This window comes from Streptomyces thermocarboxydus (genome assembly GCF_024760485.1).
In the GTDB taxonomy this organism is placed as follows: Bacteria; Actinomycetota; Actinomycetes; order Streptomycetales; family Streptomycetaceae; genus Streptomyces; species Streptomyces cellulosae.
This window is the reverse complement of the sequence record NZ_CP058273.1, coordinates 4,555,585-4,570,065: the sequence shown is the minus strand read 5'-3', so window position 1 is coordinate 4,570,065 and position 14,481 is coordinate 4,555,585. Positions and strand designations below refer to the sequence as shown.

The following is a 14,481-nucleotide window of genomic DNA, read 5'->3' as shown; positions in this document are numbered from 1 at the left end:
GGCCGCACGCAGAACCGGCGATCGCCGGGAGCCGGCCCCCGGTCAGGCGCGGTCGGCGGCCTCGGCCTTGTCCTCGGACTCCGCCCGGTCCTCGACCTCGTCCTCCTGGACGGGCTCCTCGGCGCCGTCGTCGAAGTACGCGTCGAGGACCTTGTCCAGGGCCGCGTCCCACTCGGCGAACCGGCGGCGTGCGTCGGCCTCGATCTCGATCGGGTACCAACGCCGGTCGGGGGTATGGACGGTGACGGTGAACCGCTTGCCGAAGCGGGCCGTCTCCGTCTCCACCGCGCCGATCTCGTCCCAGCGGAACTCGCACTCCTGGTCGTCCAGCTTCAGCCGTACGCCGCGGTGGTCCGCGACGATGGCGGCCCGGCGGTCGGACGCCTCGAAGACGGGTCCGTCGGGGGCGGGTTCCGGCTCGTCGTCCCCGGCGGCCGGGGAGTCACCGGAGTGCTCCGACTCCTCGGCCTCCGAGGCGGCTTCCGTCGCCGTGTCGTCGACGGTCCCGTCCTCGTCCGTGCCGGGCGCGTCCTGCGTGTCCTTCGCGTCCTCCTCGCGGCCGGTCACGGGCGCGGTGAGCCCGGGGATGAAGGCCGGGTCGAACCCGGCGCCCTCCAGGGGCTTGCTGCTGCTCGAACCTATGCGCTGCTCCACACCGCAGGAGTATGGTCGACGAACCTGTGCGCGTCACAGCCAGCCCCGACTTCGTTATCGGACGACTACACGGGCACCACGTCTCACCGCGCCGACCGGGGTCACACCACCAGGCTCAGCGCCGCCGCGACCACGAACCCGGCCACCGACAGCACGCTCTCCAGCACGGTCCACGTCTTCAGCGTGTCCCGCTCGCTGATGCCGAAGTACTTGGCGACCATCCAGAACCCGCCGTCGTTGACGTGCGAGGCGAAGATGGAGCCGGCCGAGATGGCCATGATGACGAGCGCCACGAACGCCTGCGAGTGGTCGCCCTCGGACAGCAGCGGGGCCACGATGCCCGCCGTCGTCACGATCGCCACCGTCGCCGAGCCCTGCGCGACCCGCAGCACCACGGAGATCAGGTACGACAGCACGATGACCGGCAGACCGACGTCGTTGAAGGTGTCGGACAGGGCCTGCGCGACCCCGCTGCCCTTGAGGACCGCGCCGAAGACGCCGCCCGCGCCGACCACCAGCAGGATGTTGCCGACCGGCTTCAGGGAAGAAGTGGACACCGTTTCCAGGGACTTGCGGGACCATCCGCGCCGGATGCCCAGCAGGTAGTACGCGAGGAACAGGGCGAGGGTGAGCGCCACGAACGGGTGGCCGAAGAACTCGATCACCGAGCGCAGGGTGGACGGGTCCAGCGCGATGGAGGAGAAGGTCGCCGCGAGGATCAGGACGAGCGGCGTGCCGATGATGCCGAGGACCGTGCCGAGCGGCACCGGCGTCTCGCGCGGCTGCACGCCCGAGGCGCGCTGTTCGGCGGCGACGGCGTCCTTGGCCTCCTGGGCGGCCTCCACCATGTCCTGCGGGACGGCGACGAAGATGCGCTTGCCGATCCAGGCCGAGTAGACCCACGCGGCGGCGACGGCCGGCAGGCCGCAGACGACGCCCATGAGGATGACCCAGCCGAGGTCGACGTGGAGCAGTCCGGCGGCGGCCACCGGGCCCGGGTGCGGCGGCAGGAAGGCGTGGGTGACGGAGAGACCCGCGAGGAGGGGCAGGCAGTACAGCAGGATCGACTTGCCGGACCGCTTGGCGGCGGCGTAGACGATGGGCGCGAGGACGAAGATGCCCACGTCGAAGAAGACGGGGATGCCGAAGATGAGGCCGGTCAGGCCCATCGCCAGGGGCGCCCGCTTCTCGCCGAACAGTCCGAGCAGCCGGGACGCCAGCACCTCGGCTCCGCCGCTGACTTCGAGAATCGCGCCGAGCATGGTGCCCAGGCCGATGATGATCGCGACATGGCCGAGGATGCCGCCCATCCCGGACTCGATGGTGGACACCGCGTCCGACTTCTGCACGGTGCCGAAGAGTTCGGTGACCGACAGGCCCGCGAGCAGGCCGACGGCTATGGAGACGCCGAGCAGCGCGACGAACGGCTGGAGGCGGACCTTGATGATCAGGAAGAGCAGCAGGGCGATGCCGATGGCAGCCACCGTGAGCAGGCCGGCGGTGCCGTCGATGAGGAGGAGCAGTCCTCCGGTGTGCGGCGGTGTCTCGGCGGGCGCGGACGCGGCGAGCGGGAGGGATGGATGGGACATCGGGGGGTCCTCTGGGTAAGGGCATGGTCTCGGGGGTCTGGGGGTCCCCCCCGGACGGCACAGCCGGGCAGGGGGGATCGCGGCACGGCGTCCCGGGGTGCGGGGCGCCGTGCCGTGACGACGTGCGGGGGGTGGGGGGACTCAGCCGAGGACGGCGAGCGCGTCGATCTCGATGAGGAGGCCGGCGGGGAGACCGACGTAGACGGTCGTGCGGGCGGCCGGGGGCTGGGTGAGGCCCTGCTCCTCGAAGTAGGTGTTGTAGATCTCGTTCATCTCGGCGAAGTGGTCCACGTCGGTGAGGTAGACGCGGATCATCATCACGTCGTCCCAGCTCGCGCCGCCCTCCTCGAGGATCGCCTTGACGTTGGCGAGGGTCTGGAGGGTCTGCTCGCGCAGGGTGGGACCGGCGGGCGTGGGCGGCTTGCCCTCCTCGGCGGGCAGGAAGCCCACCTGGCCGGCGACCTGCAGGATGTTGCCCTTGCGGACGCCGTGCGAGAACTTCGCGGGCGGGGTGGTGTGGGTCTTCGGGGTCAGCGCGACTTTCTCGGTCATGCGGGGGATGTCCTTACTTCGGTTCTGCCGGGGTACGGCCGGAGTACTCGCCGCTGATGGCGTCCGCGGTACGGCGCACCAGCGGGAGCAGGGTGAGGAGTTCGTCGGCGGTGACGACGACGTTCGGCGCGGACACCGACATCGCGGCGACCACCCGGCCGTCGGCGCCGCGGATCGGCGCGGCGACGCAGTTGATGGACTCCTCGTGGCCGCCGAGGTCGGTGGCCCAGCCCTGTTCGCGCACCTTGGCCAGCTCCTGGAGGAACGCGGCCGCGTGGGGCGTCGAACGGGGCGTGTACATGGGGTAGTCGAGCTTCTCCGCGAGGGCGCGGCGCTCGTGCTCGGGCAGGTCGGCGAGGAGCAGCTTGGCCACGGCGGCCACGGTGATGGCGACGGGCTTGCCGATACGGGAGTACATCCGCACCGGGTAGCGGCTCTCCACCTTGTCGATGTAGAGGACCTCGTTCTCCTCGTACACGGCGAGGTGGACGGTGTGTCCGCACTGCTCGTTGAGGCGTACGAGGTGGGCGTGGGCGATCTCGCGCACGTCGAGGTTCTCCATCGCCTCCTGGGCGAGGGCGAAGAGGCGGGCGCCGAGGCGGTAGCGCTGGTCGGACTGGCGGTAGACCAGGCCGTGCTCGTGCAGGGTGCGGAGCAGGCGCAGGGCCGTGGACTTGTGCACGCCGAGGCGGTCGGCGACCTGGCCGAGGTCGGCGGGTCCCTCGGCGAGCAGCGGAAGGATGCTCAGGGCGCGGTCTACGGTCTGGCTCATGGGGTGCGTGCCTCCTCTGCGGCCTCTGTGTCGGCGGTCGTCCAGCCGGGGCCGAGTCGCAGTTTCTCCCATGCGGGGGCGTCCAGGGCGGCGAGGCGGTCGGCGAGGGGCCGGGGCGGGGGTGGGGCGAGGTCACCGGGGGTGGTGAGGGTGGCGGCGGCGGCGAGGTGGCCGTGGCGTAGGCGGTCCCGTACGGGCAGACCCCGGAGGGTGGCCGAGAGGAAACCGGCGGCGAAGGCGTCGCCGGCGCCGACTGCCGCGACGACGTCGACGTGCACGGCGCGTACGAACGTCGCGGTGCCGTCGGCGTCCTCGCACAGGCCGTCGGTCTCCTTGTCGAAGGCGACCGCCCCGCCCTTGCCCTGCTTGACGACCACGATCTCAGGTTCGGGAAGGGCCTCCCGCACCGCACGGGCGCCGTGCAGCCCCCATGCCTGGCGCGCCTCGTCGTCTCCCACGAAGACGATGTCCGCCCTGCGGGCCAGCTCCAGCAGCACATCCGGATCCTGGCCCTCGCCCCACAGGCCGGGGCGGTGGTTCACGTCGAAGGAGATCAACGGGCGCCCAGGCCGGGGGCCGGTCAGCTCGCGCATCAGGGCCAGGCAGTCCTGCGACAACGCCGCCGTGATGCCCGACAGATGCAGCACCCGTCCCGCCCGTACCGCTTCCAGGTCCACGCCGGCCGGCGACATCGCCGACGCCGCCGAACCCGCCCGGTAATACGCGACCTCGTGCGTGTTGCCCGCGCGGTCGCCCGCCGTGCGGAAGTAGACGCCCGTGGGACGGGCGGGGTCGCGGCGGACGTGCGACACGTCGACGCCGTACGCGCCGATCGCCTCGACGAGGTGGTCGCCGAAGCCGTCCGCGCCGACGCGGCTGACCCAGCGTGTGGTGTGGCCGGCCGCCGCGAGTGTGCAGGCCACGTTGGACTCCGCGCCGCCGATCGACCGGTGGAAGGCGGGGACGTCGGCGAGGCGGCCGGGGCGGGACGGCAGGAACGTCACCATGGACTCGCCGAGCGCGACGACGTCGACGACGTCGGGGGCGTTGCCGGTTCCGGTGACGGTCACGATGGCGGGGCTCCTCGTCGGGGCGGGGGACGCGGTGTCCGTTGACCGCGTGTGGCGGAGATGTTAGACAGCGGTGAGCGATATACGCAATGAGTGTTGCAATACGCGCAACGCACCTGATCAGGGAGGCTCCATGGTCCACGATGCTCTCGCCCGCCTCGCCGAGGAACGGGTCGGTCACCGCTTCAAGGGCCTCCCGCCGGACGCCGCGGACCTCACGGTCAGCGAGCTGGCCGCGCAGCGGCGGAATCTCTTCACCGGCGGCTTCACCACCCCCGTGCTCGCGCTGTCCGCCGAGCGTCTGGAGCACAACCTGGCGGCGCTGGAGACGTTCGCGGAGCGGCATGGTCTCGCGTTCGCGCCGCACGGCAAGACCTCCATGGCGCCGCAGCTCTTCCACCGCCAGATCGAGCGGGGCGCGTGGGGCATCACCCTGGCCGTTCCCCACCAGGTGCGCGTGGCACGGGAGTTCGGGGTCGAGCGGGTCTTCCTGGCGAACGAGCTGGTGGACGCGGCGGCGCTGCGCTGGATCGCGGCCGAGCAGGACGCCGACCCGGCGTTCCGGTTCGTCTGCTACGTCGACTCCGTGCGCGGGGTGGAGCTGATGGACGCGGCGCTGGCCGGGGCGTCCCGGCCGGTGGACGTGGTGGTCGAGCTGGCCGCCGGTGAGGGCGCGCGCACCGGGGTGCGGACGGAGGCGCAGTGCGCGGCCGTCGCCGATGCGGTGTCGGCCGCGCGGACGCTGCGGCTGGCCGGGGTCGCCGGGTACGAGGGCGAGGTGCCTCAGGCCGACCCCGAGCGGGTGCGTGCGTGGCTGCGGCGGCTGGTGGCGCTGGCCGTGGACTTCGACAAGGCGGGGCGGTTCGCGGGGCTGGACGAGATCGTGGTGAGCGCGGGCGGCAGCGCCTGGTTCGACGCGGTCGCGGACGTCTTCGCGGAGGTCCCGGAGCTGTCGGCGCCGGTGCTGAAGCTGCTGCGCTCGGGTGCGTACGTGTCGCACGACGACGGGCACTACGAGCGGCTGACCCCCTTCAACCGGGTGCCGCAGGAGGGCGGTCTGGAGCCGGCGTTCCGGCTGTGGACGCAGGTGGTGTCGCGGCCGTCGGCGGAGCAGGCGTTCACCAACGCGGGCAAGCGGGACGCGGCGTACGACCTGGATCTGCCGGTGGCGCGGGTGGTGCGCCGGGACGGGACGGAGCGGCCGGCCACGGGCATCGAGGTGACCGGTCTGTCCGACCAGCACGCTTGGCTGCGCACCTCTTCGGAGGCGGACGTGGAGGTGGGAGACTGGGTGGGGTTCGGTCTGTCGCACCCCTGCACGTCCTTCGACAAGTGGGCGCTGATCCCCGTGGCGGAGGCGGACGGCACGGTCGTCGACTACATCCGTACCTTCTTCTAGGAGGCAGGACCGTGGAAGAGCTCGTCATCCGGGACGCGGACGTCGTCGACGGCTCCGGGGATCACTCGTACCGCGCGGACGTGGTGGTGGACGGCGGACGCGTCGTCTCCATCGTCAAGGAGGCGGCGGACGCGGGCTGCCAGCGTCCGAAGGCGCGGCGCGAACTGGACGCGGAGGGGCTGGTGCTGGCCCCCGGCTTCATCGACATGCACGCGCACAGCGACCTCGCCCTGCTGCGCGACCCCGACCACAGCGCGAAGGCCGCGCAGGGCGTCACCCTCGAAGTGCTCGGCCAGGACGGATTGTCGTACGCGCCGGTGGACGACCGGACGCTGGGCGAGGTGCGGCAGGCGATCGCCGGGTGGAACGGCCAGGGTGACGACGTGGACTTCGACTGGCGGTCGGTCGGCGAGTACCTGGACCGGCTGGACCGGGGCGTCGCGGTGAACGCGGCGTACCTGATCCCGCAGGGCACCGTGCGCGCGCTCGCCGTCGGCTGGGAGGACCGCGAGGCCACGCCCGAAGAGCTGGACCGGATGCGGCAGTTGGTCGCGGAGGGCATGGAGCAGGGCGCGGTCGGGATGTCGTCGGGGCTGACGTACACGCCCGGGATGTACGCCCCGGACGCCGAACTGACCGAGCTGTGCCGGGTGGTGGCGTCGTACGGCGGCTACTACTGCCCGCACCACCGCTCCTACGGCGCCGGCGCGCTGGAGGCGTACGCGGAGATGGTGGCCCTCACCCGGGAGGCGGGCTGCCCGCTGCATCTGGCGCACGCCACCATGAACTTCGGGGTGAACAAGGGCCGGGCGCCCGAGCTGCTGGCGCTGCTGGACGAGGCGCTGCACGCGGGCGCCGACATCACCCTGGACACCTATCCGTACACCCCGGGCTGCACGACCCTGGTGGCGCTGCTGCCGAGCTGGGCGAGCGAGGGCGGCCCCGAGGAGATCCTGCGGCGGCTCGCGGACGAGGCGACGGCGGAGCGGATCCGGCACGACCTGGAGGTCACCGGCTCGGACGGCTGCCACGGCGTGCCGGTGGAGTGGGAGACGATCGAGATCTCCGGGGTGGGCGACCCTGCGCTGGACGAGTACGTGGGCCGTACGGTGCTGGAGTCGGCGCGGGCGCGCGGCGAGAGCCCGTGGACGGTGGCGCGGGAGCTGCTGCTGAAGGACCGGCTCGCCCCGACGATCCTCCAGCACGTGGGCCACGAGGAGAACGTACGGGCGATCATGCGCCACCGGGTGCACACGGGCGGCTCGGACGGCATCCTGCAGGGCGCGAAGCCGCACCCGCGGGCGTACGGGACGTTCCCCCGCTATCTCGGCCACTACGTGCGGGAGCTGGGGGTGCTGTCGCTTGAGGAGTGCGTGGCCCATCTGACCTCGCGCCCGGCGGCGCGGCTCGGGCTGCGGGACCGGGGGCTGGTCCGCGAGGGCTACAAGGCGGACTTGGTGCTGTTCGACCCGCGGACGGTGGACGCCGGGTCGACCTTCGCCGAGCCGCGCACGCTGCCCACGGGCATTCCGTACGTGCTGGTCGACGGGCGGTTCGTGATCGAGGACGGGCGGCGCACGGACGTGCTGGCGGGGCGGGCGGTGCGCAGGACTCCGCGCTGACCGCCCGCCCCGCCGGGCCCGTCAGGGCTTGGGCACGGTGCAGCCGCTCGCGCTCAGGTCGAGGCGGTTGCCGGTGGTGAAGCAGGAGGTGAACGGGTAGGTCTGCTGGGCGTAGTTGATGCCCTGGCGGACCGTGACACCGCCGTTCTCGTCGACCTCGCACGGGTTGTTGACCGTGCAGCGGGCGCCGTCCTCGTTGCCGGTGTTGTTGACGGCGACCACCTTTCCGGTGGCGTCGTCGACCACCGGGGAGCCGGAGGTGCCGCCGATGGTGTTGCAGGCGGAGGTGTAGCGGACCGAGTCCTTCCAGGTCCAGTCGCCCTCCTTCAGCCGGTAGGCGAAGCCGTCGACGGAGCAGCTGTAGATCCGCTTCCAGTAGCCGGAGACCACGCTGATGGCGGTGCCGGCGGCCGGGCGGGAGCTGCTGAGGGTGAGCGGGTCGATCCCGTACGAGCTCTTGATCTGCGCGTACGTGGTGTTCAGGCGGTAGATCGCCGCGTCCGTGTCGGTCATGGTCGCGTAGACCAGCCGGTCGGCGCGCAGGGTGGCGACCTTGGTGCCGGAGGCGTTCAGCAGGCCGAAGGTGCGGCTCGACGCCTGGTCGGTGATGACCTGGCCGGGCGCGGGGAAGCCGCTCTCCAGGCAGTGGCCGTTGGTGAGGACCAGCGCCGGGTCGGAGGCGGCCGAGTTCGGCATGCGGACGACGGAGCCGGAGCAGTTGCTCAGTGAGACGGTGCCCGCGAAGTTCACCGCGCCCGAGTTCTTCGCGGTGAGCCCCGACAGGGTCTCCGCGACGGCCCCGACCGTGTCGTTGACGATGCCCGTCAGCGACGTGGCCGGGGCCGTGCCCGTGGTCGTGTCCGCGCCCGTGGGGGATGGCGCGGCGGCGACCGCGGGGGTCGCGCCCGCGCCGGCGAGTGCCAGGGCGCAGAGCGCGACGACGAGAGGTTTTCTCATGGGGGTCCCCTCAATGCGGCGTCGGGCGGCCGGATCGCTCCGGCCGCCCACAAAATTGTCATGCGCATTGTCATCACGCGGACGCCGGGCGGGCAAGGACCCGTTTTTCCCGGTGACGGCCTTCGGTGACGGCGGGGCAGCGCTCGTCCCACGGCCGACGGGCACGACGCACCCTCCCGGCGGCCGGACGCGGGACGGCCTACAGGTTCACCCGCGGACCTGCGAAAAGAGGGGCCGGGCGTGGGGAGGCTGGGTGTGGAGGTGATGGAGGCGCGCGCCCATGATCGTCACGCGGAGAACCACGCGCAGGACAAAACCACCCGAACCGACGCGTCTCACGTGGCGGAAAACACGGCCCGAAGGGCCATACCGGGCCGTAAGCTCCCAGCATGCAGGTGATCCAGTCGACCAAGCTCGCCAACGTCTGTTACGAGATCCGGGGCCCGGTGCTCGAGGAGGCGATGCGGCTGGAAGCTGCCGGTCACCGCATCCTCAAGCTGAACACGGGCAACCCGGCGGCGTTCGGCTTCGAATGCCCGCCCGAGATCCTCGAGGACATCCTCCGCAACGTGTCGTCGGCGCACGGCTACGGCGACGCGAAGGGCCTGCTGGCCGCGCGCCGGGCCGTCGTCATGCACAACCAGACGCTCGGCATCGAGACCGACGTCGAGCACGTCTTCATCGGCAACGGTGTGTCCGAGCTGATCGTGATGGCGATGCAGGGCCTGCTGGACGACGGCGACGAGGTGCTGGTCCCCGCCCCGGACTACCCGCTGTGGACGGCGGCCGTCTCCCTGTCCGGCGGCACGGCGGTGCACTACCGCTGCGACGAGCAGTCCGACTGGATGCCGGACCTGGCCGACGTGGAGCGCAAGGTCACCGACCGCACCAAGGCCCTCGTCATCATCAACCCGAACAACCCCACCGGCGCGGTCTACGACGAGGCGGTCATCAAGGGCCTCACCGACATCGCCCGCCGCCACAACCTGCTGGTCTGCTCCGACGAGATCTACGACAAGATCCTCTACGACGACGCCGTGCACACCCCGACGGCCAAGGTCGCCCCCGACCTGCTCACCCTCACCTTCAACGGCATGTCGAAGGCGTACCGGGTGGCCGGCTACCGGGTGGGCTGGATGTCGATCTCGGGCCCGCGCGCCCACGCCGACTCCTACATCGAGGGCCTGACGATCCTGGCGAACATGCGCCTGTGCGCGAACATGCCGGGCCAGCACGGGGTGGTCGCGGCGCTCAGCGGCCGCCAGACGATCAAGGACCTGGTGCTGCCGGGCGGACGGCTGCGCGAGCAGCGGGACGTGGCGTACGAGCTGCTGACCCAGATCCCGGGCGTGAGCTGCGTGAAGCCGAAGGGCGCGCTGTATCTGTTCCCGCGCCTGGACCCCGAGGTCTTCAAGATCAACGACGACCGGCGGATGGTGCTGGACCTGCTGCGCCGCGAGAAGATCATGGTCGTGCAGGGCACGGGCTTCAACTGGCCGGAACCGGACCACTTCCGCGTGGTCACGCTGCCCTCGGTCACGGACCTGCGGGACGCGGTGGGGCGCATCGCACGCTTCCTGGACGGCTACGGCCAGCACTGAGCTTTTCGCACTCAGTACTGAGGATTGATCACTTTCGACCTCAACTCAACTTTAGACAGAATCTAAGCTAGGATGGTTTCCTGTCAGCACCCAGGAGGCCATCCATGTACGAACCGATCCGCTCCAAGTCGGTCCACAGCACGATGGCCGGCCCTGACGACTTCCCCCACAGGTCCCGCGAGGAGGAGCTGGACATCCAGCTCGCGGGCCATCTCGCCGCGCTGCTCGCCGTCACCGACGAGCTGCGGGCGGCGGCCCCCTCGGCCGATCTGGACACCGCGGCCGAGCGGCTCACCCAGGAGATCACCCGCCTGCGGGGAGGACGTACGCCGGCCCGTGCGACGACGTCCACGCGCGGCCGCGAGCCGGACGCGACGGCCCTGCACCGGAAGGCGCACGCGCTCGCCGGGCGCGCCCTGGTCGTCGCCGCGTCCCGCGCGGACACGGCGGCGGCGATCCTGGCCGCCGAGCGGATGGACGCGCACACCGCGGCGCTGAAGCAGCGCCCGCTGGCGTCCTCCGCCCACTGAGCCCCCTCCGGGGGCTCCCCGCATACGGCCCCGGTCCGCGCGCACCCGCAGCGACGTGCGGACCGGGCGCCCTCACGTGTCGGCGCGGGGCTCAGGGTGTGAGCACCACCCGGCCGAAGACCTCGCCCGCGTCCATCGCGCGGTGGGCCTCCGACGCGCGGTCGAGTGGCAGTACGTCGTGCACGACCGTGCGTAGTTCCCCGCGCGCCGCCTCGGCGAACTGTTGTGCCCGTACGGCCTGGCGGTCCGGGCCCGGCACCGTGTCGGAGCTGAAGGTGGCGAACGAGAGGGACTTGCGGAAGTCGCGCATCAGCCGCGTGCCGAAGTCCTCCGGGGGCCGGCCGCCGACGACGCCGACGAGCACGTAGCGCCCGTTGGCGTGCAGCGCGTCCAGGGCGTCCGGCAGGCCGGGGCCGCCGACGACGTCGATCACGACGTCGAAGCCGGTGGGCGCGTCCGGGTGCTCGCTCCCGAGGGACCGGTCCAGGACATGGGTCGCCCCCAGCTCCCGCAGCCGTGCGCCCCGCTCCTCGGACGAGGTGGTGACCGCCACGGCGCCCGCGCCGCCCCGTGCGGCGAGCTGGACGGCCGTGATCCCGATGCTTCCGGCGGCACCACGCACGAGCACGGTCTCGCCGGGTGCGAAGTGAGCCTTGCGCAGGGCGAAGTGCGCGACGATTCCGGAGCCGCCCAGGGTCACCGCGTCCGCTCCGCTCAGCCCGTCGGGCAGTGCGAGGACGTCCTCGACGCGGGCGACGGCCTGCTCGGCGTATCCGCCGGACAGCCCGGTGAACGCCCACACCCGCCGTCCGGTCCACGAGGCGTCCACGCCCTCCCCCACGGCGATCACGGTCCCCGCGATCTCGCTCCCGAGGAGGTGCCCCTCACGGAACCCGTGCTCGGCGAGCGCACCCCGGCGGATCACGGCGTCCACCCCGCCCACCCCGATCGCCTCGGTGGCGACCAGCACCTGTCCCGGCCCAGGCACCGGCGCGGGAAGGCCGACGACCTCCAGCCCCTCCGGCGCTCCGAACGTCCGGATCACCACGGCTTTCATCTCTGCTCCTTAAGGTCGGTGGCAGCACCGCCGTCGGACCGTAACGGACGCCCCCGTCCGCTCGACCGAAGTGAGAGACGATGACCACCGAAGTGCCTCACCACCCCGTCCGCTCCGACGCCCGCGACAACCGCGCCCGCATCCTGGAGGCGGCACGCGCGGTGTTCGGCGAGGAGGGGCTGGGCGCGCCGATGCGAGAGGTCGCGCGGCGCGCGGGGGTCGGCCCCGCCACGCTGTACCGGCACTTCCCGGCCAAGCGGGACCTCCTCGCGGAGACCTTCGCCGAACAGCGGCGGGCCTGCCGTACGGCGGTCAGGGACGCCCTCGCGGACCCGGACCCGTGGCACGGGTTCCGCACCGTGATCGAGCGGATCTGTGAATTGCACGCCCACAGCGCGGGGTTCGCGGACGCGTTCATGACCGCGTTCCCTGAGGCGATGGACTTCACGGCGGACCGGGAGCGGACGCTGCGCGCGGTGGCGGAACTCGCGCGGCGGGCGCGGGAGACGGGCCGGCTGCGGCCGGACTTCGTGGTCGACGACCTGGTACTGGTCCTGATGGCCCACCGGGGCCTCCAGGACACGCCCCGCGAGGCACGGGTCGCCGCCTCCCGCCGTTACGCGGCCTACGTCGTCGAGGCGTTCCGCGCGACACCGGCGCCGGAGGCGGCGACTCCGCTGCCGCCGGCGCCCCGTCTGTCCACGTGAGGGACTCCGTCCACCGTTCGGTGAGCGCCGAACCGTCCGGCCCGTAGCGTGCGGAGTCCCGCGCGGGAGACGCCCGCGCCCAGACGCAGGAGGCGCCCCGTGCCGGAGGCGGACCTGAAGCAGCAGCTTGCCGAGCGGTTCCGGGAGGTCAACGGGGACCATCCGATGACCGCCGCGGACGACGCGTACGTCACCGCGCAGTTCGTCGTGCTGGAGGAGCTGTGCGCGGCACAGGGCCACCACCCCGACGCCGTGCGCCGGCTGATGCTGGACGGGTGTCTCCCGCTCCCCGGCTATCTGCGGTCCGACGGCGCCGAGATGGTGCCGGCCGACCTGTTCGCGCTCGCCGACGAGGCCGGCGGTGTCGACCTGCTGGAAACCTGGTTCACCGCCCACTGGGCCGACCCGGTCACCGGGAAAGCAGAGTGGAACGCGTACCTCAGCGGACAGTACGTGTGTCTGCACTCGGTGACCCCTGCCACGATCCGGCGGAAGGACCGGCTGACGGCCGCGATCGGCGCCGCACTCGACGATCCCGACACCGATTCTGCGCACCTGCACGCCTTGGTCGACGAGCTCGACGCCCTGGAACCGGCGTTCACGGCCTACGACCGCCTCCGCTTCGGCGGACCCACCTCCCGCGACACCTGCATCGACGCGGTCCGCGCCCGATTCCCGCGCCCGGACGGCCGGGGCGTAGGTAGCGTTGGGCCGCACGGGTGACCGAAGACGCCCCGGGGGCCGGGGACGGGGAGGGACACGGCATGGCGGGGGACGCGCAGGACACGGCGCGGCGGCTGCGGGCGGTCTGCGCGGAGCTGTCGGACCGCTTCTTCGAGCGGGACGACGTCGTACGGACGCTGGTGGTGACGCTGCTGGCCGGGCAGCACTCGCTGGTGCTGGGGCCGCCCGGCACGGCGAAGTCGGAGCTGGCGCGGGAGCTGACGGGGCGGATCGACGGGGCCGCGTACTGGGAGATCCTGCTGTCGAAGTTCACCGCGCCGACGCGGATGTTCGGGCCGATCGACGTGGCCGCGCTGGCGCGGGGCGAGTACCGGCAGGTGTACGACGGGCGCGCGACCACCGCGCACGTCGCCTTCATCGACGAGATCTTCAAGTGCTCGACCGCCGCGCTCAACGAGACGCTCGGCTATCTCAACGAGCGGATCTACCACCCCGAGAACGGCGGCGCCCCCATCCGCTGCCCGCTGATCGGCGCGATCACCGCGAGCAACGAGCTGCCCGACGGAGAGGACTCGGCCGCGATCTACGACCGGCTGCTGGTGCGGATCGAGGTCGGCTACCTGGAGGACCCGTCCAACTTCGCCGCGCTCGTACGGTCCGCCGTCGGGCGCCCCGCCGACCCCGCACCGCGCACCACCCTCGAACTGGCCGCGCTCCAGCAGGCGGTGACCGAGGGCGTCCCGGCCGTGGAGGTGCCCGACGCGATCGTGGACGCGGTGGTGACGCTGCGGGCCGCCCTGCGCCGCAAGGAGCTCGTCGCCTCCGACCGGCGGTGGCGGCAGGCGGTCGGGCTGCTCCAGGCGTCCGCGTACCTGGACGGGCGGACGGAGGTCGCGGAGACCGACCTGTCCGTGCTGACCCATGTGCTGTGGGACTCCCCCGCCCAGCGCCCCGTCGTGGAGCGGGAGGTGCTGAACCTGGTCAACCCCGACGCCCGGGAGGCGCTCGACCTCGCCGACGTGATCGAGGAGCTGGAGGCGCAGCTCGACGCGATGGCCGGGCAGTCGCGGGAGGCGCTGAGCGAGTGGGTCATCAAGAACGCGCACCACAAGCTGGCGATGGCGGGCAAGCGGCTGGAGCGGCTGCGGGAGGAGGCGGCGGGCGCGGGACGGTCCACGGCGACCATCGACCGGGTGACCGGCCGCCAGCGCGCGGTCCGCGCCCGGGTGCTGACCGAGGCGCTGGGCGTGGACGCGTCCATGGTGCCGACGCAGCTCTGAGGCGCGC

14 protein-coding genes are annotated in these 14,481 nt (G+C 72.3%); 7 read left to right on the top strand and 7 right to left on the bottom strand.

Going from position 1 to position 14,481, the window contains the following annotated elements; translation table 11 throughout:
* Positions 1–42: 42 nt before the first annotated feature.
* The 5 genes from AY578_RS21195 to AY578_RS21175 form a co-directional block, all read right to left on the bottom strand.
* Entirely contained in the window at positions 43–654 is a 612-nt protein-coding gene (locus tag AY578_RS21195) for a hypothetical protein (protein ID WP_136238437.1), read from the bottom strand.
* Between the two features lie 101 nt (positions 655–755).
* Complete coding sequence (locus AY578_RS21190; protein ID WP_019522385.1) at positions 756–2,243, bottom strand: GntP family permease; 1,488 nt, start codon at positions 2,241–2,243, stop codon at positions 756–758.
* A gap of 141 nt (positions 2,244–2,384) precedes the next feature.
* A complete protein-coding gene (locus tag AY578_RS21185; RefSeq protein WP_019522386.1) occupies positions 2,385–2,795 on the bottom strand; it encodes a RidA family protein in 411 nt (136 codons plus the stop codon).
* A 13-nt stretch (positions 2,796–2,808) separates the two neighbouring features.
* Positions 2,809–3,567: an IclR family transcriptional regulator gene (locus AY578_RS21180; RefSeq protein ID WP_019522387.1), complete on the bottom strand. Its 759-nt coding sequence runs from the start codon at positions 3,565–3,567 to the stop codon at positions 2,809–2,811.
* Positions 3,564–4,637 carry a sugar kinase gene (locus AY578_RS21175; RefSeq protein ID WP_258904029.1) on the bottom strand — a complete coding sequence of 358 codons (1,074 nt, stop codon included), beginning with the start codon at positions 4,635–4,637 and terminating at the stop codon, positions 3,564–3,566. The genes AY578_RS21180 and AY578_RS21175 overlap by 4 nt, the downstream gene beginning before the upstream one ends.
* Positions 4,638–4,770: 133 nt before the next feature.
* Between AY578_RS21175 and AY578_RS21170 the strand changes: the two genes are divergently transcribed.
* Positions 4,771–6,036 (top strand): amino acid deaminase, encoded by a 1,266-nt coding sequence (locus AY578_RS21170; RefSeq protein WP_258904027.1) that lies wholly within the window; start codon positions 4,771–4,773, stop codon positions 6,034–6,036.
* Between the two features lie 11 nt (positions 6,037–6,047).
* Complete coding sequence (locus tag AY578_RS21165) at positions 6,048–7,658, top strand: N-acyl-D-amino-acid deacylase family protein (protein WP_258904025.1); 1,611 nt, start codon at positions 6,048–6,050, stop codon at positions 7,656–7,658.
* 21 nt (positions 7,659–7,679) lie between these two features.
* Here the strand turns inward: AY578_RS21165 and AY578_RS21160 are convergent, their stop codons facing one another.
* Positions 7,680–8,615 carry a S1 family peptidase gene (locus tag AY578_RS21160; RefSeq protein WP_019522391.1) on the bottom strand — a complete coding sequence of 312 codons (936 nt, stop codon included), beginning with the start codon at positions 8,613–8,615 and terminating at the stop codon, positions 7,680–7,682.
* A 389-nt stretch (positions 8,616–9,004) separates the two neighbouring features.
* Between AY578_RS21160 and AY578_RS21155 the strand changes: the two genes are divergently transcribed.
* Both AY578_RS21155 and AY578_RS21150 read left to right on the top strand, forming a co-directional pair.
* On the top strand, positions 9,005–10,216 hold the full coding sequence (locus AY578_RS21155; RefSeq protein WP_136238434.1) for a pyridoxal phosphate-dependent aminotransferase: 1,212 nt from the start codon (positions 9,005–9,007) through the stop codon (positions 10,214–10,216).
* 104 nt (positions 10,217–10,320) lie between these two features.
* The gene (locus AY578_RS21150) at positions 10,321–10,746 is read left to right on the top strand and encodes an SCO4983 family protein (protein WP_028959644.1); all 426 of its coding nucleotides are present in this window, start codon (positions 10,321–10,323) and stop codon (positions 10,744–10,746) included.
* 91 nt (positions 10,747–10,837) lie between these two features.
* Here the strand turns inward: AY578_RS21150 and AY578_RS21145 are convergent, their stop codons facing one another.
* The gene (locus tag AY578_RS21145) at positions 10,838–11,803 is read right to left on the bottom strand and encodes a zinc-binding dehydrogenase (protein ID WP_136238422.1); all 966 of its coding nucleotides are present in this window, start codon (positions 11,801–11,803) and stop codon (positions 10,838–10,840) included.
* An 80-nt stretch (positions 11,804–11,883) separates the two neighbouring features.
* Between AY578_RS21145 and AY578_RS21140 the strand changes: the two genes are divergently transcribed.
* The 3 genes from AY578_RS21140 to AY578_RS21130 all read left to right on the top strand — a co-directional run bounded on the left by AY578_RS21140 (position 11,884) and on the right by AY578_RS21130 (position 14,474).
* Complete coding sequence (locus AY578_RS21140; protein ID WP_136238421.1) at positions 11,884–12,510, top strand: TetR/AcrR family transcriptional regulator; 627 nt, start codon at positions 11,884–11,886, stop codon at positions 12,508–12,510.
* A 99-nt stretch (positions 12,511–12,609) separates the two neighbouring features.
* Positions 12,610–13,233: a DUF6058 family natural product biosynthesis protein gene (locus AY578_RS21135; protein WP_028959642.1), complete on the top strand. Its 624-nt coding sequence runs from the start codon at positions 12,610–12,612 to the stop codon at positions 13,231–13,233.
* Positions 13,234–13,274: 41 nt separating this feature from the next.
* The gene (locus AY578_RS21130) at positions 13,275–14,474 is read left to right on the top strand and encodes an AAA family ATPase (protein ID WP_258904000.1); all 1,200 of its coding nucleotides are present in this window, start codon (positions 13,275–13,277) and stop codon (positions 14,472–14,474) included.
* Positions 14,475–14,481: the final 7 nt, after the last annotated feature.

What these genes read in the sequence shown, in the direction of transcription:
- AY578_RS21190 (WP_019522385.1), bottom strand. Translation starts at nt 2,243, where the DNA reads ATGTCCCATCCATCCCTCCCGCTCGCCGCGTCCGCGCCCGCCGAGACA.
- AY578_RS21185 (WP_019522386.1), bottom strand. Translation starts at nt 2,795, where the DNA reads ATGACCGAGAAAGTCGCGCTGACCCCGAAGACCCACACCACCCCGCCC.
- AY578_RS21180 (WP_019522387.1), bottom strand. Translation starts at nt 3,567, where the DNA reads ATGAGCCAGACCGTAGACCGCGCCCTGAGCATCCTTCCGCTGCTCGCC.
- AY578_RS21170 (WP_258904027.1), top strand. Translation starts at nt 4,771, where the DNA reads ATGGTCCACGATGCTCTCGCCCGCCTCGCCGAGGAACGGGTCGGTCAC.
- AY578_RS21160 (WP_019522391.1), bottom strand. Translation starts at nt 8,615, where the DNA reads ATGAGAAAACCTCTCGTCGTCGCGCTCTGCGCCCTGGCACTCGCCGGC.
- AY578_RS21155 (WP_136238434.1), top strand. Translation starts at nt 9,005, where the DNA reads ATGCAGGTGATCCAGTCGACCAAGCTCGCCAACGTCTGTTACGAGATC.
- AY578_RS21150 (WP_028959644.1), top strand. Translation starts at nt 10,321, where the DNA reads ATGTACGAACCGATCCGCTCCAAGTCGGTCCACAGCACGATGGCCGGC.
- AY578_RS21145 (WP_136238422.1), bottom strand. Translation starts at nt 11,803, where the DNA reads ATGAAAGCCGTGGTGATCCGGACGTTCGGAGCGCCGGAGGGGCTGGAG.
- AY578_RS21140 (WP_136238421.1), top strand. Translation starts at nt 11,884, where the DNA reads ATGACCACCGAAGTGCCTCACCACCCCGTCCGCTCCGACGCCCGCGAC.
- AY578_RS21130 (WP_258904000.1), top strand. Translation starts at nt 13,275, where the DNA reads ATGGCGGGGGACGCGCAGGACACGGCGCGGCGGCTGCGGGCGGTCTGC.